The sequence below is a fragment of the Streptomyces sp. SCSIO 75703 genome (genome assembly GCF_036607905.1).
GTDB lineage: Bacteria > Actinomycetota > Actinomycetes > Streptomycetales > Streptomycetaceae > Streptomyces.
In genome coordinates this window covers 6,730,129-6,750,428 of sequence record NZ_CP144555.1, presented here as the reverse complement: position 1 = coordinate 6,750,428, position 20,300 = coordinate 6,730,129, and the positions used below count along the sequence as shown (strand labels likewise).

Sequence of the window (20,300 nt, the reverse complement as noted above, 5' to 3'; positions counted from 1 at the left end):
CCTGCGGCCGGCCCCACCACCTGCGGGAGGTTCACCATGACGCAAACCGACTCCACGACCGGCGCGGGCACCGACGAGGCCCGTCCGGACACCGACGAGGTGTACCTCGTGGTCCGCAACGACGAGGAGCAGTACTCGATCTGGCGGGCGGACCGCGAGGTGCCCGCCGGCTGGCACCCGGAGGGCACACGGGGCGGCCGGCAGGAGTGCCTGGACCACATCGGCGTGATCTGGACGGACATGCGCCCGCTCAGCCTGCGCCGCCGGCTGGCCGGGGCGGATGTCTGAGCCGGGGGCGGGCCGGCTGCTCGACCCGCCCGCGCACGCCCCGCCGCCGGTGCCGGCCGGGCTGCCGTGTCCGGCGGTGCTGGACCTGTCCGGGCTGGGGCGGCGGACGCGGGCCCCGGGTCCCCGGGTCCTGCGGGGACCGCTGGAGCTGTACCTGGCCCGTGTCGGAGCCCAGGACGAGCGGACCCTGCGGGACGCGCGGGAGCTGCTGGACGCGGAGGAACGCGACCGGGCCCGCGCGTTCCGGCACGACCGCGACCGGACGGCGTACGTGGTCGCGCACGCGGCGCTGCGCGACGTGCTCGGCGTGCTCCTCGGCCTGCCCGCCGAGGCCCTGCCCCTGGCGCGGGAGCCGTGCGCGGGCTGCGGCGGGCCGCACGGCCGGCCGGTCCTGCGCACGCCGGGTGTGCACTTCTCCCTGTCGCACAGCGGCGACCTGGTGCTGGTGGCGCTCGCGCCGGCCCCGGTCGGTGTCGACGTGGAGGGGCTGGCCACGGACCGGGCGGTGCTCGGCGCCCGGTCGGCGCTGCACCCGGCGGAGGCGGAGGAACTGGCGCTGCTGCCCGCGCACGGCCGGCCGGCCGCGTTCACCCGCGCCTGGGTCCGCAAGGAGGCCTACCTGAAGGGTCTCGGCACGGGTCTGGTGCGCGATCCGGCGCTGGACTACGTGGGCACCGGGCCGCTGCCGGCCACCCCGGCGGCGGGGTGGAGCCTGCGGGACGTCGCGGTCCCGGCGGGGTACGCGGCGGCGGTGGCCCTGCGGACGCCCTGACGGCCACGGCGGAAGCCGCGCGGCACGTGTCCCGAGCAGCACGGCACGCGGTCCGACGGCACGGAACAGGGCGGGGACCGGTCCGGTGGGACCGGTCCCCGCTCCCGTGTCGCGGGGCCCGCGCGGGGGTCCTCCTCCCGCCGGCGGCCGTGTGCACGACGCCTTCACCGGCCGCGCACGCTCACAGCGGACCCGACGCGCTACGATCACCGGCGTGACCGCTGCGGAACCGACCATCGTCGCCACCTCCGGAGGTCATCGCGTCGGCGCGCGCAGCCGGGTCCTCTTCGACGCCCTCGTCCACCACGCGGTCGATCTCTCCGGGGTACACGGCAGGCGCCCCCGCGTCCTCTACCTGGGCACCGCGGTGGGCGACGCCGAGCACGTGACATCGCGGATGGGCGAGGCCGCCCGGGTGGCGGGCTTCGACCTCACCCCGCTCCACCTCTTCCCGATGCCGAACGTCGAGGACGTCGAGGGCACGGTGCTCGGCTGCGACGTCGTCTGGGTGATGGGCGGTTCGGTGGCCAACCTGCTCGCCGTGTGGCGGGTGCACGGGCTGGACGAGATCCTGCGGCGCGCCTGGCGCGCCGGGGTGGTGCTCGCCGGGGTGAGTGCGGGTTCCCTCTGCTGGTACGAGGGCGGCACCACGGACTCCTTCGGCCCCGAACTCCGCCCGGTCACCAACGGGCTGGGGCTGCTGCCGTACGGCAACGGGGTCCACTACGACAGTGACGGGGGCCGGCGTCCGCTGATCCACCGGCTGGTCGCCGAGGGCGTCTTCGACACGGCGCACTGCACCGACGACGGGGTGGGCCTGGTCTACCGGGGCACCGAACTCGTCGAGGTGGTGGCGGAGCAGCGGGACAAGGGCGCCTACGTGGTGTCCCGGGACGGCGGCCGGGCCGTGGAGGAGCGCCTCGTGCCACGGCTGCTGCCCGCGCCCCCCGGCTGACGGCGGCCGGAGGGCGCGGGCGGCCCGGCCCGGAGGGCGCGGGGCGCCCGCGGGCGGGGCGGGCACCGTCGGATCACACCAGGCCATGGCGCACGGCGTGGGCGACGGCGTGGGCCCTGTTGCGGGCCTGCAGCCGGGCCATGATCTCGTAGATGACGTTCTTGACGGTGTGTTCGGAGCAGCGGAGCAGCAGGGCGATGTCCGCGTTGCCGTGTCCCTCGGCCATGAGGCGCAGCACGGACGCCTGACGCGCGGTCAGGACGGGACGGCCTCCGCCGGCCCGGTCCGTGCCGCGTGGCCCGCCGGTCAGCAGGTGGGAGAGTTCCGGGTAGGGGATGCTCGGGTGCGGGTGGGCCGCGCGGCGTACCGCGGCGACCAGGGTCTCCTCGGTGAGGTCGGCGGTCCGCAGGACGGCCGCCCCGGCCCGCAGCGCGAGCTTCAGGTCCGTCCGGCCGACGGTGTCGCACACGAGGAGCAGGGGCCCGGTGTCCCGGCGGCCGGTCAGGGCGCGGGCGGCGTCGGGGGCGGGGATCACGGTGACGGTGCCGGGCCCCGCGTGCTCCGGCGCGCAGGCCAGTCGGGCGCGGCGGGCCACGCCGCGCACGCGGTCCGCGCCGGGCACGGGTGCGATGCGCAGGACGACGGGCGCGGACGTCGCCCCGACGCCGGGCGCGGGGGGCGCGGTGGGGCCGGGTACGGGGGGCGCGGTGAGCACGGCCGCCGTCACAGCAGGCCCGCCCGGAGCGCGTAGGCGACGGCGTGAGCGCGGTTGCGCAGCCGGAACCGCCGGGTGATGTCGTGGACCACGGTGGTCACGGTGCGCGGCGAGTAGGCGAGCCGCCGGGCGATCTCGGCCGTCTCGTGGCCGTCGGCGAGCAGTCGCAGCACCGAGCGTTCCCGGTCGGACAGCATGCCGTCGCTCCAGCCCCCGGCGGTGTGCCGGAGGTCGGCCGGACGGTCCAGGAGCTGTTCGAGCAGGCGGGGTGGCAGGGTGCAGTCGTCGCGGGAGGCGGCCAGCACCGCGTGGGCGAGGCGTGGCGCGTCGGCGTCCCGGCGCGGCAGCAGCCCGCGGGCCCCGGCGGCCAGGGCGTGCAGGGCGTCGCCGGAGGCGAGGGCGCCCGCGACCAGGACGACGGCGGGGCTGTGCGGCAGGGCGCGGGTGGCGCGCACCATGTCGAGTTCGGCCGGTCCGGGGCGGTCCACGGTGAGGACGGCGACACGGGCGTCCGCCGGCTCGCACACGGTCAGGTCCGGGCAGGCCTGCAGGGTGGTGCGCGTGCCGGCCTCCAGTACCGGGTCGAGGGCGACCACGCCGACGGTCACGGTTGCTCCCATCTGCGACTCCTAGGAAGTTCGTCCGCCCGGTCGGGCGCGCTCCGGGCCGGTTCTGCGGTGGGGACTGCGCATCACCGTGCCGCTGCGGGGGCCCGCCGGCATCGGTAGCCGATCCCCACCTTTCCGGCCGGCCGGGGCCGCCCCGGCCGGGCCGGTTCCCCCACGACCGCCTCGCCACCCGTCACGGGCCGGTCGCGGGCCGGCCGGCGCGGTGGCGGTGATCTGCGAGGGGAAGTCCCGTACCGCCGTGGGGGCGTAGGGGACGGGCTCTTGGGGAAGCGTCCCCCGCGAAGTGCGGGGCACGGGGGGTCCGGGCACGCGCCGGGGGCGGGCACAAGGGCCGAACGCGCGGAACCGCGCCGGGCCCGGCGTCCCGGCCACCCAGGTGGGCCGGCCGGGCAGCACCGCCGCCGGCCTGCGGCTTTCCCCCGGCGCGGGTGGGCCGGCGCGGCGGGTGCGGCGGCGCCGCGCAGAATATGGGGGACGCCTACCCATGTGGGCGTCCCCGGGGTCTGCGACCTTCTTACTCGTGACTGAGACCGCCGGCCCCCCGGCATCCCGCAGCACCGTCCTCCCGCCCTCGTGGTGGGCCCCGGCGCTGTCCCTCGCGGAACGGCTCGCCGCCCCCGGCCGTCCGGCGGCGCCCGCCGACGCCGCCGCCGTCCCCGCTCCCTGGGCCGCGGGGGACGCCGAGGGCTTCGCCCTGCGGCTCGCCCACCTCGGTGTGGACCGGGCCACGGCCGCGGCGCTGGCCTCCGAGCCCGCCGAGCGGCTGGCCGCCCGCGCCGCCAAGCCCGGCTGGGCCCGGTACGCCGAAACCGTCCTGGACGGCGCCGTCAGGCAGCCGGCCGGCCGGGGCGGCGAGGGAGCCGACGCCTTCGCCCCGGTCGTACGGCCGCTCGTGGACGCCGCCACCGCGCGGCTTGCCGACCTGCTGCCCGCGGGCGCCGAACAGGACGTGTGGCGGGCGGCGTTCGCACGGCGCCTGACGCACCAGCTCGTCCGCCTGGCGGCGCGGACCCTGGTCCACGAACTCGACACGGCGCGGCGCGGCGGGCGGCTGGCCGGTGCCGGGCCCCGCGCGCGGTTCGACGCCTTCGTCGCCGCCACGGGCACCCGGCGGGGCCTCGGCGCGCTGTTCGCCTCCCGCCCGGTGCTGGCCCGGATGCTCGCCCAGACCTCGCTCGACGCGACCGAGGCCGCCGCCGAACTGGCGGCCCGTTTCGCGGCCGACCGGCAGGACCTGGCCGCCGGGCTCCTCGGCGGACGCGACCCGGGACCGCTCACCGGGGTGGAGTTCGGCCTCGGGGACGCCCACGAGGGCAACCGGTCCGTCGCGGTCCTGCGCTTCGCCGGTCAGCGGCTGGTCTACAAACCGCGTCCGCTCGGCCAGCACGCGCTCCTCGACGACCTGGTGGGCTGGCTGAACGCCAAGGTGCCCGGACTGGACCTGCGCACCCCGCGCAGTCTGCGCCGCGAGGCGTACGGCTGGCTGGAGTTCGTCGAGCACCGCTGGTGCCGCTCGGTGACCGAGACCGACGCCTTCTACCGGCGCCAGGGCGCGCTGCTGGCCCTGCTGTACGCGGTGGACGGCGCCGACATGCACTACGAGAACGTCATCGCCCGTGGCGACCAGCCGGTCCTGGTGGACGCCGAGACGCTGTTGCACACCGGGCTCGGGCAGGCCGTGACCGCGGGCGCGGACCCGGCGGCGGAGGCGCTGCGGGCCTCGGTGCACCGCACCTGTCTGCTGCCGCACCTGCTGATCGGCGAGCACGGGGCCCTGGACATCTCGGCGCTCGGCCGCTCCACCGACGGCACCCACCCGAGCGAGGGGCTGCACTGGCGGGACAGCGGGCTGGACACCATGCGGGCGGTGCGCGGACCGCTGCTCAGCCCCGGGGCGCACAACCAGCCGCTGCCCGCGGGCCGCACCCTGGAGGGCGCCGACCACCGGGCGGCGCTGCTGGAGGGCTTCCGTACCGCGTACGCGGCGCTCGCCGCCGACGGGGCCGAACTACTCGGGGAGGGAGGGCCGTTGACGTGCGGCGCGGGCCGGCCCGCCCGGCTCGTCGCGCGTGCCACCCGGCTGTACGCGACGCTCCTGGAGGAGTCCGCCCACCCGTCGCTGCTGGGCGACGCGCTCGCCCGGGAGGGGGTCTTCGCGGTGCTGTGGACGGAGTCCGAGCACGACGCGGCGCGCCAACGGCTGATCGAGCACGAGACGGCGGCCCTGTGGCGCGGTGACGTGCCGCTGTTCACCCACCTGCCGTCGGGGACGGCGGTGCGGGCGGACGACGGCACCTGGCTGCCCGGTCTGCTGCCGGTGGCGGGGGTGGACTCGGTGCGGGAGAAGATCGCCCGGATGGACGAGGTCGACTGCCACGACCAGGAATGGGTCATCACGGCCACGATCGCGGCGCGGGGCGCGGGCTCCCCGCTGGAGCGGCCCCGGTCCGAACTGGCGGTGGGGCCGGTGCCGGCCGTCGCGCCCGACGCGTCACGGCTGCTCGCCGCCGTCTGCGGGATCGCCGACGAGATCGCCGCCCGCGCGGTGCGGGACGGCGACCGGACCAACTGGCTCGGCCTGGAGCGGGTGTCCGGCCCGCACTGGGCGGTGCTGCCGATGGGCGCCGGGCTCGCGCAGGGCTACTGCGGGGTGGCGCTGTTCCTGGCGCACACGGACGCGCTGGCCGGAGCGGGCCGGTACGCCGCGCTCGCCCGGGAGGCGGTCCGCCCGCTGCCCGCCCTGCTGAAGGCCCTGGCAGGCGACCCCGCACTGAGCGCGGCGGCCGGGCCGGGCGCCTACGACGGCCTCGGCGGCATCGTGTACGCGCTGCTGCGGCTGTCGGCGCTGCTCGGACCGGGTCCGGCGGACTGCCTGCCGGACGCGCTCACCGCCCTCGGGCACGCCGCGTCCGCCTCTTCCGACCCGGGGTTCGCCGGCGGTGCCGCCGGGGCCCTGACCGCCGCCGTCGCCGTGCACGAGGCGACCGGCGACCCGGCGGCGCTGCGGCTGGCGTCCGCGCTGGCGGACCGGCTGCTCGGCGCGGTGTCCAGCCCGGACGGGGACCCGGCAGGCGCCGGGGCGCGCGGTCTGCCCGCCGGTCTCGCCGACGGCGCCGCGGGCATCGGGTGGGCGCTGCTGCGGTACGCCGACCGCCTGCCCGGGGAGACCGCCGCGCACACGGCCGCCGCCCGGACGCTGCTGGCCGGCGCGGTACGGGACGCCGAGGACTCGACCTGGTCGCGCGGGCTCGCCGGGGCGGCGGCCGTCGCCGCCCACCTGCCTCCCGGGCCCGGGGCACCCGCCGCGGGACGGACGCCGGAGCCGGACGGGCGCCCCGACCTCAGCCTCGGGCAGGGCGCTCTCGGCACGCTGGAGGCCCTGGCCGTCAGGGCCGGCCGGGGCGAACCGGCCGCCGCCGCGGCGCTGGCCCGGCACGCCGGCCGGGCGCTCGCCCTCGTCGAGGCGCGGAGCCACCGCTGCGCCACCCCCGACCACGTGCCCTCCCCCGGCCTGCTCGACGGGCTGTCCGGCATCGGGTACGGGCTGCTGCGCCTCGCGCACCCCGGCACCGTCCCGTCCGCCCTGCTCCTGTCCCACCCCGGCCACCGGCCGGCGACCCACCGCTGACGCACGGCACTTCCAGCTCCGGCCCCGTACCCGACGTACGGACATCAGAAGGGGAACACCCATGGACCGGCACCCGAACACCACCGCCGACGCCGCCGTGAACGCCGCCGAGGAGACGGACGCGGCGGGCGGGATCACGCTCACCGGCCGCAACCGCGCCTGCGCCCGCGCCCGGGTCCTGGCCGGGATGGTGCTGACCAGCGGCATCGTCATCACGCTGACCTCGCTGGACACCTCGGTCTCCGCCCCGAGCTGAGCCCGCGCGGTCGTCGCCCGCGATGACGGCGCGGGCCCGCCGGACGGGCCCGCGCCGCGGCGCGTCCGGCGGGAACGCCCGCCTCCGCCCCCGGTGGCGGGCCGTCCGGCGCAGGTCCGGCGGGGGCGCGGTGTGTGACGGCGCCGATGCGGTCTGCCCCGGATTCCGGCATCCTGACTATCATCTGCGTCCATGCGTTCCCATGCGCCTTCCCTCGTCGGGCGAGACCCCCAACTCCGTCTGCTCGACAGCGCCCTGGCCGAGGCGCGGGAGGGACGGGGCGGTGTCGTCTTCCTGGTCGGTGAGGCCGGGGTGGGCAAGTCGCGGCTCGCGGCGGAAGCCGTGGGCGGCGCGCTCGGATCCGGGATGCGGGTCCTGCGCGGCCGGAGCAGCACCACCGGCCCCGCGGTGCCGTTCCGTCCGCTGACCGAGGCGCTGATGCCGCTGTTCCGCGGCGGCGAGCCCCTGGACGACACGGCCCTCGGCCCGTACCGGCCGGTCCTCGGCCGGCTGATACCCGAGTGGGACACCGGGGAGCGCGAGAGCACCTCCATGGTGATCCTGGGCGAGGCGGTGCTGCGGCTGCTGCTGGCCGCGGCGCGCGGGCAGGGACAGTTGCTGCTGCTGGAGGACCTGCACGACGCCGATCCGGAGACCCTCGGCGTCCTCGAGTACCTGGTGGACAACCTGGAGTGCACGCCGGTGCTGCTGCTGGCCACCGTGCGGACCGACTTCAGCGACGCCCTGGACCTGGCGCAGTCCGCCCGCCGCCGGGGCGCGGCCACCCTCGCCGAGCTGCCGCCGCTGACCCGGCCCCAGGTGGAGGAGATGACGGCGGCGCACCTCGGGGTCGCCGGCCCCGGGGAGGTGCCGCCCGCGGTCCCGGACCGCCTGTGGGAGGACAGCGCGGGCAGCCCCTACCTGGTCGAGGAACTGCTGCAGTCCATGATCGGGGCGGGCACGCTGGTGCAGGGCGCCGACGGCTGGCGCACGGTCGGCGATCTGCGGCGGGACGTCTCCTCCACGCTGGCCCGGGGCATCCTGCGCCGCATCGACCGGCTGGGCGCGCAGGGCCTGACGCTGCTGTCGGCCGCCGCGGTGCTGGGCCGCCGCTTCCCGCTCACCGTGCTCCAGCACATGACGGGCGCCGACGACCGGACGCTGCTGAGCCATCTGCACGCCGGCGTCGCCGCCCGGCTCGTCCTCCCGGACGAACCCGCCCCCGACTGGTACTCGTTCCGCCACTCCCCCACCGTGGAGGCCCTGTTCACGCAGATGACGCCGGGCCAGCGCGCGGAGCTGTCCCGGCGCGGCGCGCGGGCCGTCGAGGAACTGCACCCGGGCCTCGACGGCGACTGGTGCGCGCTGGCGGCCGGGCTGCGCTGCGAGGCGGGGGACCGGGTGGAGGCGGGGCTGCTCTACGCGGAGGCCGGCGGACGGGCCCTGGCGGCGGGCGCCCTGGGCTCCGCGGTGACCTTGCTGAGCCGGGCCGGGGAACTGCTGGCCGAGGCCGGTGACCCGCAGGCACGGGCCTCGGTCCTGGAGGATCTGCTGCCCGCGCTCGCGGAGGCCAGCGACTTCGCCCGCGCCTTCGACCTGGCCGAGGACCTGCACGCGCTGGGCGGGGCCGGGCTGAGCGCCGTACGCCTGGCCACGCTGCACACCCGGCTGGCCAAGGTGGCCCACACGGCGGGCCGGTGGAGCGACGGCAACCGGCAGGTCGACCGGGCCCGGGAGGTCCTGGCGGGGGCACCGGACGAGGCGACGGCCGCGGCCGTCGACGTCACGGCCGCCTACCTCGCCCTGGACACCCCGGGGCCGGACCGCACCCAGCACGCGGAGAAGCTCGCCCGCTCGGCCGCCGACACCGCCGAACGGCACGGCCTGCCCGTCGTCGCCTGCCAGGCATGGGAGTTGCTGGCCACCGTCGCCCGCGAGCGGGACCCCGAGGAGTCCGCCGGCATGCTCCGGCAGGCCCAGCGGACGGCGGAGCGGCACCGGCTGCCGCTGCAGCGCATGTACGCGGCCACCCGCATGGGCGGCAACGCCTGGCTCGCCGAGGGCGACACCGCCGGCCTGCTGGCGGCCCGCGAGGAGGCGCTGCGGCTCGGCTCGGTGAACATCGTGCACACGGTGGACGGCATCCTCGTCCTGGACGCCGTGCTGCGCGGCGACCACGAGGCCGCGCGGTCGGCCGCCGCGGACTGCCTGTCGGTGGCACGGCGGCTGCGCCTGGCGCCCGTCGTGCGGTACGTCCTGATGGCACGGGCCACCCTGGAGGCGCACCGCGCGGACCGGGCGGCGATGGAGGCGGCCCTGGCGGCGTTCACCGAGTGGGACGGCGCGGGGTCGCAGGAGGAGCCGCTGAGCCTCGGCCTGGCCCGCGCCTTCTGCGCGCTGCTGGAGGAGGACCGCGACCTGGCGCGCGCCGAACTGCGGGCGGTGCAGTCGCTGGAGGCGGGCAATCCCTCCACCTACCACCTGGGCGGCACCCACGGTCTGGTCCTGCTGCTGGACGTGCTCGCCGGTGACGCGGACCGGCGGCGGCACGAGGAGACCACCGCCACCGCGATGGCCCGGATGCGGTGGAACCGCCAGTTCGTGCTGCTCGCCGACGCGGTGCTGCTGGGCCGGGAGGGCGCGCGGACGCGCGCGGCGGCGGCGGTGGAGTCCGCGCTGGCCGCGGCGGAACCGTATCCGCTCGCCCGGCACCTGGGGCTGCGGCTGATCGCGGACGCGGCGCACCGGGACGGCTGGGGCGACGCGGTGGGCTGGCTGCGGCAGGCCGAGCACCACTTCCACGAGCGGGACCTCGTGGCGGTCACCGGCGCCTGCCGGGCGGCGCTGCGCCGCTTCGGCGCCCCGGTGCACCAGCACCGCTCCGGGACCAGCTCGATCCCGCGGGACCTGCTCGCCCAGGGCGTGACCGTGCGGGAGTTCGACGTGTTCCGGCTGCTCGCGGAGCGGCTGAGCAACAAGGACATCGCCGACCGGCTGTTCATCTCGCCCCGCACCGCGGAGAAGCACATCGCGAGCCTGATCACCAAGACGGGAGCGGCCAACCGCGCGGACCTGTGCGCGCGGTCGGCCGCTGTGAAGGAGTAGGCCACCGCCGGCCGGGGCCCTACCGCATCTCGCGCACCGCCCTCGACGCGAGCACCGCCAGTCCGGTCGCGGCGAGCAACCCGGCCACCACCCCGAACAGGAGGGAGACGTCCCGGCCGGCCAGCGCCCCGCACACGATCAGCGACAGCGGGGCGACGCCGTAGCCGAGGACCATGTCGACGGAGACGACGCGGGCGAGCACGTCCTGCGGGATGTTGCGCTGGATCCAGCTCAGTCCGAACACGCCCTGGAACCCGATGGCGAAGCCCATGGCGAGGACGGTGGCCACGACGACGGGGGTGCTGTGCACCAGGCCGAGGACGGCCATCCCCGCGCCGAGCCAGCCGGCCAGCGCCGCCACCAGCAGACCGACCCGGGGGCGCCCGCCGAGGGCGCCGCCGGCGAGGGTGCCGAGCACGGCTCCCGCGGCGAGGGAGCCGTTGAGCACGCCGAGCGTGGCCGAGCCGCCGCGCAGCACCTGGTTCGCGAGGGTGGCGAAGCCGACGGTGAAGGGCCCGGCGTAACAGAAGTTGACGGCGGTGTCGAGGGCGACGACCGTCCGCAGCCGCGGGTCGCGGGCGGTGTACGTGATGCCCTCGCGGATGCGGGCGCCGAGGGACGCCTGTCTGCCGGGGGTGCCGTCGGCGGCGGGGCGGGGCGGTCTGGGCCGGGTGCGGACGCGCGAGACGCACAGCCCGCACAGGGCGAAGCAGCCGGCGTCGACGAGGAAGGCGACCGGTGCCCGGGTCAGGGCGATGACCAGTCCGCCGATCGCCGGTCCGATGACGGCGGCGGTGCGCGCGCCCGCCCCCATCAGCGCGTTGGCCGGGGTGAGCAGTGCGTCGTCGACGACCGAGGGCAGGATGGAGACGCGTGCGGGCTGGAAGAAGGCGTCGACGGTGCCGAAGGCGGCGGCCGCCGCGCACAGCATCCACACCGTCAGGTCCCCGCTGAGGCCCGCGACGCCGACGGCCGTCATCAGCGCGGCCCGGGTCCAACTGGAGGCGACCATGAGGGTGCGCGGGGACATCGAGTCGCCGAGGCTGCCGCCGACCAGGGTGAACAGGGCGCGGGGGACTGCCTGGAAGGCCAGGACGTAGCCGAGGGCGAGGGTGGAGCCGGTCAGGGAGAGGGTGATCCAGGAGAACGCGACGACGCTGAAGCCGTCGCCGAGCAGCGACAGGGCCTGCCCCGTCCACAGGAGCCGGAAGGACCGGTGCCGCAGGGGGGCCCACAGGCGTGGGCCGGCCTCGGCGAGGGTGGTGGCCATGGGTGCCTTTCGTCGACCGGGGTCCGGTCAGTAGCGGACGGGCAGGGCTGTGAGCGCGCGGTTGAGCAGGGACGGCTGCCAGGCCGGGCGGCCGGGGCCGGCGAGGGTCAGGCCCGGGTGGTCGCACACCAGCGTGCGGACGGCGGCCACCGCGACCAGGCGGGCCAGGGCGGCGCCGATGCAGAAGTGGGCGCCGAAGCCGAAGCCGAGGTGCGTGGCGCCGCTGCGGCGGACGTCGAACCGGCCGGGGTCGGGGAAGCGGGCCGGGTCGCGGTTGGCGGCCGCGGTGACGAGGAAGATCCGGTCCCCGGCGCGCAGGGTGCGGCCGTCGAGGTCGAGGTCGCGGGCGGCGGTGCGGATGGACATCTTGGACGGGCCGTCCAGGCGCAGGGTCTCCTCCACCGCGCCCCGGGCCAGTTCGGGATCGGCCCGGACGGCGGCCAGTTGCCCCGGGCGGGTGTGCAGGGCGAGGACGGTGTTGGCGATGAGGTTGCTGGTGGTCTCCCCGCCGGCGAACGCCATCTGGGTGAGCATCCCGGTGAACTCCTCCTCGCTGACCGAGTCGCCGACCCGGCCCTCCCGGAGGACCTGGCTGATCAGGTCGTCGCCGGGTGTGGCACGGCGCCGGGCGACGAGGGCACCGAGGTAGTCGTCGAGGCTCACCAGCGCCTGGAGCGAGGCCCGGTACTCGCTCTCCTCCTGGGCGGTGCCGAGGACGAGGTCGGCGACGCGGGTGTTCCAGTACCAGAAGGAGGGGCCGTCGGCGGGCGGGATGCCGAGCCAGCGGGCGAACACCAGGGCGGGCAGCGGTCTGGCGACGTCGGCGAGGAGGTCGCCGGTGCGGCCGGGCACCGCCCTGCGGGCGAGGACGGCCCGGGTCGCCTTCTCGGTGAAGGCGCGGTAGCGGGCCACGGCGCGGGCCGCGAACGCCTCCTGGAAGACCTGGCGCAGCCGGCGGTGCCGGGGCGGGTCGTTGAAGACCATCCAGCGCGACAGGATGCCGAAGGCCCGTTCGGCGTCCTCGCGGGCGCCCTGCGGGACGGCGTCCATCAGGGGCCGCACCCGGTCGGCGGAGACCGCGGGGTCGCGCAGGCAGCGCATCACCTGGTCGTGGCCGGTGACGAGCCAGGCGTGGTGCAGGGGGCTCCAGTGGACGGGCGCGTGGTCGCGCAGGGCGTCGAGGTGGCCGTAGGGGTCGGCGATCATGTCCGGGGAGAGCAGGTAGCGTTCGGTGACGCCGGGGGCGTGGGGGGTCATCGGGTGTCTCCCGTCCCGGCGCGTGCGGCGGTCCCGGCGGCCTTCGCGGCTCCGGAGGCGTCGATGCCGGTGAGCAGGCCGGCGATGCCGCGCACCCGGGGCGCGGCCATCATCGACATGTGGTCGCCGTCGCTGACGTGCAGCGTGAGCCCGCCGCCGGCCACCTCGCGCCAGCGGGCGACGTAGGTGTCGTAGTCGACGTCCAGGCCGGGCATGGTGCGGCCGCGCGGCAGTCCCGCGGCCTCGCTGCCCACCACCAGGTGCACGTGGCCGGGGTGGGGACGGACCTCGTAGGCGGCGAGGGCGGCGAGCAGCGAGTGCCACACCTCGATCGGGGCGCCCTCGACGAGGGCGGCCTCGGACGGGCTCATGCCGGCGCCGAGCAGGGCGGCCGTCAGCTCGGCGGTGGCCCGCTCGCGCCGCGGGGAGGGCGGCAGGCCGCGCAGCCGGTCGCGCAGGCGCAGGGCCTCGCGCAGGTCCCGGGTGACGCCCAGGAGCCGGTCGCGGGCGGCCGGGTTGGGCAGGTAGGGCTCGATGAGGACCAGCGGGGCGACGGGGTGTCCGGCCCGGTGGAGCTGGGTGGCCATCTCCAGGGCGATGTTGGCGCCCATGGACCAGCCGAGCAGGGCGTGCGGGCCGCTGCCGCCGCGTTCGGTGATCTCCGCGACGTAGTTGGCGGCGATGCCGGTCACGGTGCTCGGGTCGGTGCCGCCGAGCAGACCGCGCGCCTGGAAGGCGTGCACGGGGCTGCCGGGCGGCAGGGCGCGGGCGAGCGGGACGAACCAGGCGGCGCTGCCGCCGGTGGGGTGCACGCACCACAGGGGCTCCCCGGTGCCCTCGCGCAGCCGGACCTCGGAGGTGACGGCGGCGGGCAGTCCCTCGCCCGCGGTCCGTACCGCGTGCCGGGCGAGCCGGGCGAGGGTGGGGTGCTCGATCAGGTCCCCCACCGAGACCGGCAGGCCGCGCGCGGCGGCCATGAGGGAGACGCGGACGGTGGACAGGGAGCTGCCGCCGATGCGGAAGAAGTCGTCGTGGACACCGATGCGGGAGAGGCCGAGCACCTCGCGCCAGATCTCGGCGAGGATCTTCTCGGCGGCGCCGGAGGGGGCGACGTACCCGGTGTCCGGCCGGTCGGGTTCGGCCGGCGGCAGGGGCAGGGCCCTCTTGTCCGTCTTGCCGCTGCGGTTGACGGGCATCTCGTCGAGGACCACGAACCGCGCGGGCACCATGTACGCGGGCAGCCGGGCCCGCAGGACGCCGCGCAGGTCCTCGGTGGCGGGCCGGTGTGCCCCGGAGAGGACCAGGTAGGCGACGAGGGCCGGTTCGCCGGGCAGGTCGGTGCGGTGCAGGACCACCGCCTGCCGGACCTCGGGAAGCTGCCGCAGCGCGTGCTCGATCTCCCCGGGCTCGATGCGGAATCCGCGGAGTTTGACCTGGGAGTCACGGCGGCCCAGCCACTCCACGGAGCCGTCCGGCCGGTGCGTGCCGAGGTCGCCGGTGCGGCACAGCCGCTCGCCCGGGGCCCCGTACGGGTCGGGGACGTAGGTGGCGGCGGTCAGGGCGGGCCGGCCCAGGTAGCCGCGGCCGACGGCGACGCCGCCGAGGTGGATCTCGCCGGGGGCGCCGGCCGGCACCGGCTGGAGGTCGTCGTCCAGGACGTGGACGCGGGTGTTGCGGATCGGGGTGCCGACGGGCGGGCGGCCCCGGCCGGGTTCCAGTTCGGCGGCCAGGGACCACACGGTGGTCTCGGTGAGGCCGTAGACGTTCTGGAAGCGCCGGCCGCCCGACCACCGGTCGGCGACTTCGGCCGGGCACGCCTCGCCGGCCACCTGGAGCACCGTGAGGTCGGGGAAGGCGTCCTCGCCGAGGACGGCGAGGGCGCTGGGCGGCAGCATGGCGGCGGTGACGCGGTTCTCGCGCAGGGTGTGCGCGAGGTCGGGGCCGGGGCGCAGGGCGGCGGCGGGGGCCGTGACCAGGCAGGCGCCGTTGGCGAGGGACCAGGTGAGTTCCAGGATCGAGGCGTCGAAGCCGAAGGAGGCGAATTGCAGGACCCGGTCCTGCGGGGTGGGGTGCACCAGGTCGCGCTGGCCTTCGAGCATGTTGGACAGGCCGCGGTGCGGGATGCCGACGCCCTTGGGCGTGCCGGTGGAGCCCGAGGTGTAGATGATGTAGGCGAGGGTGTCGGCGTCGGCCGCCGGTCCCGGCGGCGCGGGTTCCTGGTGCGCGGCGGGGGCGTCGAGGTGGACGACCGGTCCGTCGAACGGCACGGTGCCCTCCAGCGGCCGCTGGGTCAGCAGGACCCGCATGCCGCTGTCCCGGGCCATGAACGCGAGCCGTTCGGTGGGGTGTTGCGGGTCCAGCGGCAGGAAGGCGCCGCCGGAGCGCAGCACGCCGACCGCGGCGCGCACCAGGTCCGGGCCGCGTTCGGCGCAGATGCCGACCACCGTCTCGGGTCCCACGCCGAGGCTTCGCAGCCGTCGCGCCAACTGCTCGGCCTGCTCGTGCAGTTCGGCGTAGGTGAGCCGCTGCCCGAGGTGCTCGACGGCGGGGGCCCCCGGCGTGCGGGCGGCGTGGCCGGCGAGGTGCTCGTGCAGGAGCAGCGGGGAGGACGGCACGACGGGGCCGCGGGCCCAGTCGTCGAGCGCGGTGGCGCGGGCGGCGCCGGTGAGGGCGGGCCGGGTGACGCGGGCGTCGGGGCGGGCGGTCATCGCCTCCAGTTGGGCGCAGTACACGTCGGCCAGTTGCCCGGCGGTGGCGGGGTCGACGTACTCGGGGTCGGCGTCCAGGGTGAAGGCGTTGACACTGGCGTTGACCAGCAGCGGGAACATGGTGCGCGCGATCTCCAGGGAGTCGTCCCAGGAGTCGTGGGAAAGGCGGTGGAAGTTGACGTAGTTGAAGACGGCGTCGGTCAGCCGCGGTTCGGTGGGCCGAAGTCCGGCGATACGGACCAGGGGGACCCTGCGGTGCGGCAGCATGTCCTGCTCGGCCCGGAAGACGTCCCGCAGGTAGGCGAGCCAGGTGCCGCGCGGGCGGGCCACCCCGAACGGCACGGTGTTGAGGAACAGGCCGCGCATCCCGTCGGCACCGGGCAGCTCGGGGCGGCCGTTGGTGACCAGGCCGACGCTGTGGCCGCGGACGTCGTCACCGCGGTCGGCGAACAGGCTCATGGTGTGGTGGAAGGCGGCGACGAGCACGGTGCGGCGCGGTACGCCCGCCTCCCTGGCGAGCCGGCCGATGGCCTCGGCGAGGTGGGCGTAGGAGCGGCGGACCTCGTGCACCGGCGGGCCGTCCTGCGCGGCGGCGCCGGCGCGGCGGCGGAAGGTGACCGGCCGCAGCTCGGCGAGCCGTTCGCGCCAGTACGCCAGTGACTCCTCACTGCGCAGCGCGGCGCGTTCCAGGGCGACGTACTCGGCGAACGGCGGCGCCGCCGGGGGGCGCGGGGCGGTGCGGTGGGCGACGGCCTCGCGGTGCAGGGCGAGCAGGTCGGCGACGAGGGAGGTCAGGCTCCAGCCGTCCAGGACGACGTGGCAGTCGGTGAGGACGAGCCGCAGGTCGTGGTCGGTGACGTGGAACAGGTGGAGGCGGACGAGGGGGGCTGCGGCCAGGTCGAAGCGGCGGTCGAACTCCTCGTCGACGAAGCGGCGCAGTCGTGCCCGCTGTTCCTCGCGCGGCAGGTGGCGCAGGTCGGTGTAGCCGACGGGCAGGTGGGCGGTGCGGTGGACGAGCTGGAGGGGCTCGCGGTAGGAGACGAGGTCGACGCAGGTGCGCAGGATGGGGTGCCCGGCGACCACCGCGTCCACGGCGGCCTGGAAGGCGCCGAGGTCGAAACCCTCGGGGACGGTGATCTTCAGGTCGGTGACGTTGTGGTAGGCGCCGCGCCGGGGGTCGGCGAGCATCTCGTGCAGCATGCCCGCCTGGAGCATGGTGAGCGGGTAGGCGTCCGCGAGGTGGTCGGGCAGCCGGCCCGCGTCGGCGGGGTCGAGCTGGGAGAACGGGGCGACGGGCTCGGGCGCGTCGGCCGCGTCGGTGACGAGTGCGGCCAGGTCGGCCAGGGTGCGGGCGCGGAAGACGTCGGCCACGGTGAAGGCGAGCCCGGCGAGACGGCCCAGGCCGACCAGGCGCAGGGCGAGGATGGAGTCGCCGCCGAGGTCGAAGAAGTTGTCGGTGCGGCCGACGTGTTCGGTGCCGAGGACCTGGCTCCACACCCCGGCCAGGGCCCGCTCGACGGGTCCCTCGGCGGGCACGTGGGCGCGGTCTCCGGCGGCCTGGGGGCCGTGGGCGGCCAGCGCGGCGCGGTCCACCTTCCCGTTGACGGTCAGCGGCAGCCGCTCGTGGCGGACGAACAGGGCCGGGACCATGTGGTCGGGCAGGGTCAGCCGCAGCCCCTCGCGCAGGGCCGGCGGGTCGAGCGGGCGGGCCTCGGGCGTGACGACGTGCGCGACCAGCCGGGCGGTGCCGCCGTCGGCGCGGGCCACCACGGCGACGTCCCGGACGCCGGGCAGGGCGCGCAGCGCCGTCTCGACCTCGCCGGGCTCGATCCGGTAGCCGCGGATCTTCACCTGGTGGTCGGCGCGGCCCACGTAGGCCAGTCCGCCGTCGGGCAGCACGCGCACCAGGTCGCCGGTGCGGTACATGCGGGTGCCGGGCGGGCCGAAGGGGTTGTCGGGGAAGCGTTCGGCGGTCAGTCCGGGCCGGTTGAGGTAGCCGCGGGCGACGCCGCCGCCGGCGACGTGCAACTCGCCGACGGTGCCCGGCGGGACGAGCCGTCCCCCGGGGTCGAGGACGTACCCGTGCTGTCCGGCCAGCGGCCGTCCGATCGGCGAGCGGACCGTGCCGCGGACGTCGTCCTCGGTCACGGTATGGGCGGTGACGTGCACGCAGGTCTCGGTGATGCCGTACATGTTCACCAGGGCGGGGCGGCGCCCCGGGGCGGTGAACCAGTCCCGGTAGTCACGCACGTCGAAGGCGTCGCCGCCGAAGATCACCGTGCGCAGTGCCAGGTCGTCGAAGCCGGCGCCGGAGTCCTCGACGCGGGCGCGCAGGCCCTTGAAGGCGGCGGGGGTCTGGTTGAGGACGGTGACGCGTTCCTCCCGGAGCACGCGGTGCACCGCCTCGGGGTCGCGCACCTCGTCCGCGCCGAGCACGACGACGCGTCCGCCGCTGGTGAGCGGGGCCCACAGTTCCCACACGGAGAAGTCGAAGGCGGGCGAGTGCGTCAGCGTCCACACGTCGGCGGGGCCGAAGTCGAAGTGGTGGTCGGCGGCGGCGAGCAGCCAGGCCAGGTTCGCGTGGGTGACCTCCACGCCCTTGGGCCGGCCGGTGGAGCCGGAGGTGTAGATGACGTAGGCGAGGTCGTCGGGGGCCGGCCGGATGTCGCCGTCGTCCTCGGGGGCGGGCACCGGTCCGGTGTCGTCGAGCAGCACGAGGCGGGCGGGCAGGCGGTCCACGGCGGCGCGGGTGGCGGTGTCGGTGACGATCCAGTCGGCGCCCGCGTCGGTGAGGGTGAACTCGCGCCGGGCCCGCGGGTGCGAGGGGTCGAGCGGGAGGTAGGCGGCGCCGGCCCGCCAGATGCCGAGCAGGGCGGCCGCGAGGTCGGGGGTGCGGTCGAGGCAGACGCCGACGAGCGCGCCGGGGGCCACCCCGGCGGCCCGCAGCCGCCGCGCCAGCGCGGAGGCGCGGGCGTCGAGCCGGGCGTAGGTCAGGGAGCGGCCGGCCCCGCCGACGGCGACGGCGTGCGGGGTGCGGGCGGCGTGGGCGGCGAACCGCTCGGGCGCGGTCCGCGGGTCGGGGGCGAGGCCGGCGCCGGTGTTCGCGGGGCCGTCGGGGCCGAGGAGGTGGCCGCGTTCGGCGGGAGTGAGCGGGTCGATGCCGCTGAGCCGGGTGCCGGGGGTGTCGCGGAACGCTTCCAGCAGGGTGACGGTGTGCCGGGCGAGCGCGGCGACCGTGGCCTCCTCGAAGAGGTCGGGCCGGTAGACGAAGTCCAGGTCCGTGCGGTCGCCGCCCTCGCGCAGGTCCAGGGTGAGGTCGAACTTGGCGGTGGTCAGGCCGATCGGGTACGGCGTCCCGCTCGCCGCGCCGAGGGCGATGCCGGGCGCGGCGGCGCCGGACTGCGTGCAGAGCACCTGGACGAGCGGGTTGCGGGCCAGGTCGCGGTCGGGGCTGAGGGCGTCGACGACCCGCTCGAACGGCAGGGACTGGTGCTGGAACGCCTCCAGGACCAGTTCCCGGGTGCGGGCGAGCAGGGTGTCCGGGGTCGGGTCGTCGGAGAGGTCGCCGCGCAGCACGAGGGTGTTCACGAAGAAGCCGACGAGTTGCTCGGTCTCGACGCGTTCCCGGTTGGCCACGACGGTGCCGACGGCGATGTCGTGCCGGCCGGTGTGGAAGGCGAGCGCCGCCTGGAAGGCGGCCAGCACGGTCATGTAGGGGGTGGTGCCGGCGCGGCGGCCGAGCGCGGCGAGGGCGTCGGTGAGGGAGGCCGGCAGGGTGACGCGGTGGACGGCCCCGCGTCCGGAGGGGGTCTCCGGGCGGGGGTGGTCGGCCGGCAGTTCGAACGGGGTGAGCCCGGCCAGGCGCTCGCGCCAGTGCTCCAGGGCGGCGGACTGGTCGCTCTCGCGCTCCCATAGCGCGTAGTCGGTGTAGTCCAGGGGGATGTCGGGCAGTTCCGCGGCGCGTCCCCGCGTTCGGGCGTCGTACAGCTCGGTCAGGTCGCGGACGAGGAGGTCGAGGGACCAGCCGTCGGAGACGATGTGGTGCATGCCGAGGACGAGGACGTGGTCCTCGGCGGCGGCGCGGACGAGGGTGGCGCGGAAGGCTGGTTCGCGGGCGAGGTCGAAGGGGCGCAGGGCCGCCGCGTGCACGGCGGCGGACAGCCGGCGCTCGTGGTCCTCCGGGTCCTCGGCGGCCCGCGCCCGCACGTCCGTCACGTCCAGCGCCGTGCCGCCCGGGGGCAGCACCCGCTGGTGGGGAACGCCCTCGTGCTCGGGGAAGACCACGCGCAACTGCTCGTGGCGGGCGGTCAGTTCGGCGACGGCCGCGGTGAGGGCCGGCACGTCGAGGGGGCCGGTCAGCCGCCAGGCGGCGGGCAGCAGGTAGGTGGGCGCTCCGGGGTCGATCCGGTCCAGGAAGTACAGGCGCTGCTGGGCCGCGGACAGCGGGATCCGCTCGGGTCTGGGCCGGACCGGGGCGGGGCCGGTCTCCCGGGCGGCGGGCCGGCCGCGCAGCCGCCGCTCCAGCAGGCGCCGGGCGGCCGGGGTGAGGGGGCCGCCGGCAGTGACGGGGCCGGGACGCACGTCGGGTGTGGTCATGGGGCGCTCCGATCTCGGTTCTGGGAGGGGGAAGTCGGTGGGGCCGGGCCGCCGCTCCGCGCTCGCCACGGGCGTCCCGGAACGCGCCGGGGCGGGGTGACGGGCACGTGAGGCGGCGGGC

Annotated in this window: 11 protein-coding genes; 6 read left to right on the top strand and 5 right to left on the bottom strand. The window is 76.9% G+C overall.

What is annotated here, in order from left to right:
* Positions 1-36: 36 nt before the first annotated feature.
* The 3 genes from VM636_RS29675 to VM636_RS29665 all read left to right on the top strand — a co-directional run bounded on the left by VM636_RS29675 (position 37) and on the right by VM636_RS29665 (position 2,015).
* On the top strand, positions 37-288 hold the full coding sequence (locus tag VM636_RS29675) for an MbtH family NRPS accessory protein (RefSeq protein WP_030419824.1): 252 nt from the start codon (positions 37-39) through the stop codon (positions 286-288).
* Positions 281-1,060 (top strand): 4'-phosphopantetheinyl transferase superfamily protein, encoded by a 780-nt coding sequence (locus VM636_RS29670; RefSeq protein ID WP_030419825.1) that lies wholly within the window; start codon positions 281-283, stop codon positions 1,058-1,060. The genes VM636_RS29675 and VM636_RS29670 overlap by 8 nt, the downstream gene beginning before the upstream one ends.
* Before the next feature lie 214 nt (positions 1,061-1,274).
* The gene (locus VM636_RS29665) at positions 1,275-2,015 is read left to right on the top strand and encodes a peptidase E (protein WP_030419826.1); all 741 of its coding nucleotides are present in this window, start codon (positions 1,275-1,277) and stop codon (positions 2,013-2,015) included.
* Positions 2,016-2,088: 73 nt separating this feature from the next.
* On the opposite strand, the gene VM636_RS29660 is transcribed toward VM636_RS29665, so the two are convergent.
* Both VM636_RS29660 and VM636_RS29655 read right to left on the bottom strand, forming a co-directional pair.
* Positions 2,089-2,730 (bottom strand): LuxR C-terminal-related transcriptional regulator, encoded by a 642-nt coding sequence (locus VM636_RS29660; protein ID WP_234340473.1) that lies wholly within the window; start codon positions 2,728-2,730, stop codon positions 2,089-2,091.
* Between the two features lie 8 nt (positions 2,731-2,738).
* Complete coding sequence (locus tag VM636_RS29655) at positions 2,739-3,350, bottom strand: response regulator transcription factor (protein WP_030419828.1); 612 nt, start codon at positions 3,348-3,350, stop codon at positions 2,739-2,741.
* 529 nt (positions 3,351-3,879) lie between these two features.
* Here VM636_RS29655 and VM636_RS29650 point away from each other — a divergent pair.
* The 3 genes from VM636_RS29650 (at position 3,880) to VM636_RS29640 (ending at position 10,348) form a co-directional block, all read left to right on the top strand.
* A complete protein-coding gene (locus VM636_RS29650) occupies positions 3,880-6,987 on the top strand; it encodes a type 2 lanthipeptide synthetase LanM family protein (RefSeq protein WP_338486198.1) in 3,108 nt (1,035 codons plus the stop codon).
* 61 nt (positions 6,988-7,048) lie between these two features.
* A complete protein-coding gene (locus VM636_RS29645) occupies positions 7,049-7,243 on the top strand; it encodes a hypothetical protein (protein WP_030419830.1) in 195 nt (64 codons plus the stop codon).
* 192 nt (positions 7,244-7,435) lie between these two features.
* Positions 7,436-10,348 (top strand): LuxR family transcriptional regulator, encoded by a 2,913-nt coding sequence (locus VM636_RS29640; protein WP_030419831.1) that lies wholly within the window; start codon positions 7,436-7,438, stop codon positions 10,346-10,348.
* Positions 10,349-10,367: 19 nt separating this feature from the next.
* On the opposite strand, the gene VM636_RS29635 is transcribed toward VM636_RS29640, so the two are convergent.
* From VM636_RS29635 to VM636_RS29625, 3 genes are read right to left on the bottom strand one after another with little or no spacing between them, the layout of a single operon-like run.
* Positions 10,368-11,618, bottom strand: coding sequence for an MFS transporter (locus tag VM636_RS29635; protein WP_030419832.1), 1,251 nt, complete (start codon positions 11,616-11,618; stop codon positions 10,368-10,370).
* Between the two features lie 27 nt (positions 11,619-11,645).
* Positions 11,646-12,875, bottom strand: a complete 1,230-nt coding sequence (locus VM636_RS29630) for a cytochrome P450 (protein WP_338486195.1) — start codon at positions 12,873-12,875, stop codon at positions 11,646-11,648.
* Positions 12,872-20,179 carry an amino acid adenylation domain-containing protein gene (locus VM636_RS29625; RefSeq protein ID WP_338486193.1) on the bottom strand — a complete coding sequence of 2,436 codons (7,308 nt, stop codon included), beginning with the start codon at positions 20,177-20,179 and terminating at the stop codon, positions 12,872-12,874. Before VM636_RS29625 ends, VM636_RS29630 begins: the two co-directional genes overlap by 4 nt.
* Positions 20,180-20,300: the final 121 nt, after the last annotated feature.

Bases quoted from the DNA above. Each gene is read 5' to 3' on its own strand.
- VM636_RS29655 (WP_030419828.1), bottom strand. From the start codon at position 3,350: ATGGGAGCAACCGTGACCGTCGGCGTGGTCGCCCTCGACCCGGTACTG.
- VM636_RS29670 (WP_030419825.1), top strand. From the start codon at position 281: ATGTCTGAGCCGGGGGCGGGCCGGCTGCTCGACCCGCCCGCGCACGCC.
- VM636_RS29675 (WP_030419824.1), top strand. From the start codon at position 37: ATGACGCAAACCGACTCCACGACCGGCGCGGGCACCGACGAGGCCCGT.
- VM636_RS29640 (WP_030419831.1), top strand. From the start codon at position 7,436: ATGCGTTCCCATGCGCCTTCCCTCGTCGGGCGAGACCCCCAACTCCGT.
- VM636_RS29625 (WP_338486193.1), bottom strand. From the start codon at position 20,179: ATGACCACACCCGACGTGCGTCCCGGCCCCGTCACTGCCGGCGGCCCC.
- VM636_RS29630 (WP_338486195.1), bottom strand. From the start codon at position 12,875: ATGACCCCCCACGCCCCCGGCGTCACCGAACGCTACCTGCTCTCCCCG.
- VM636_RS29645 (WP_030419830.1), top strand. From the start codon at position 7,049: ATGGACCGGCACCCGAACACCACCGCCGACGCCGCCGTGAACGCCGCC.
- VM636_RS29635 (WP_030419832.1), bottom strand. From the start codon at position 11,618: ATGGCCACCACCCTCGCCGAGGCCGGCCCACGCCTGTGGGCCCCCCTG.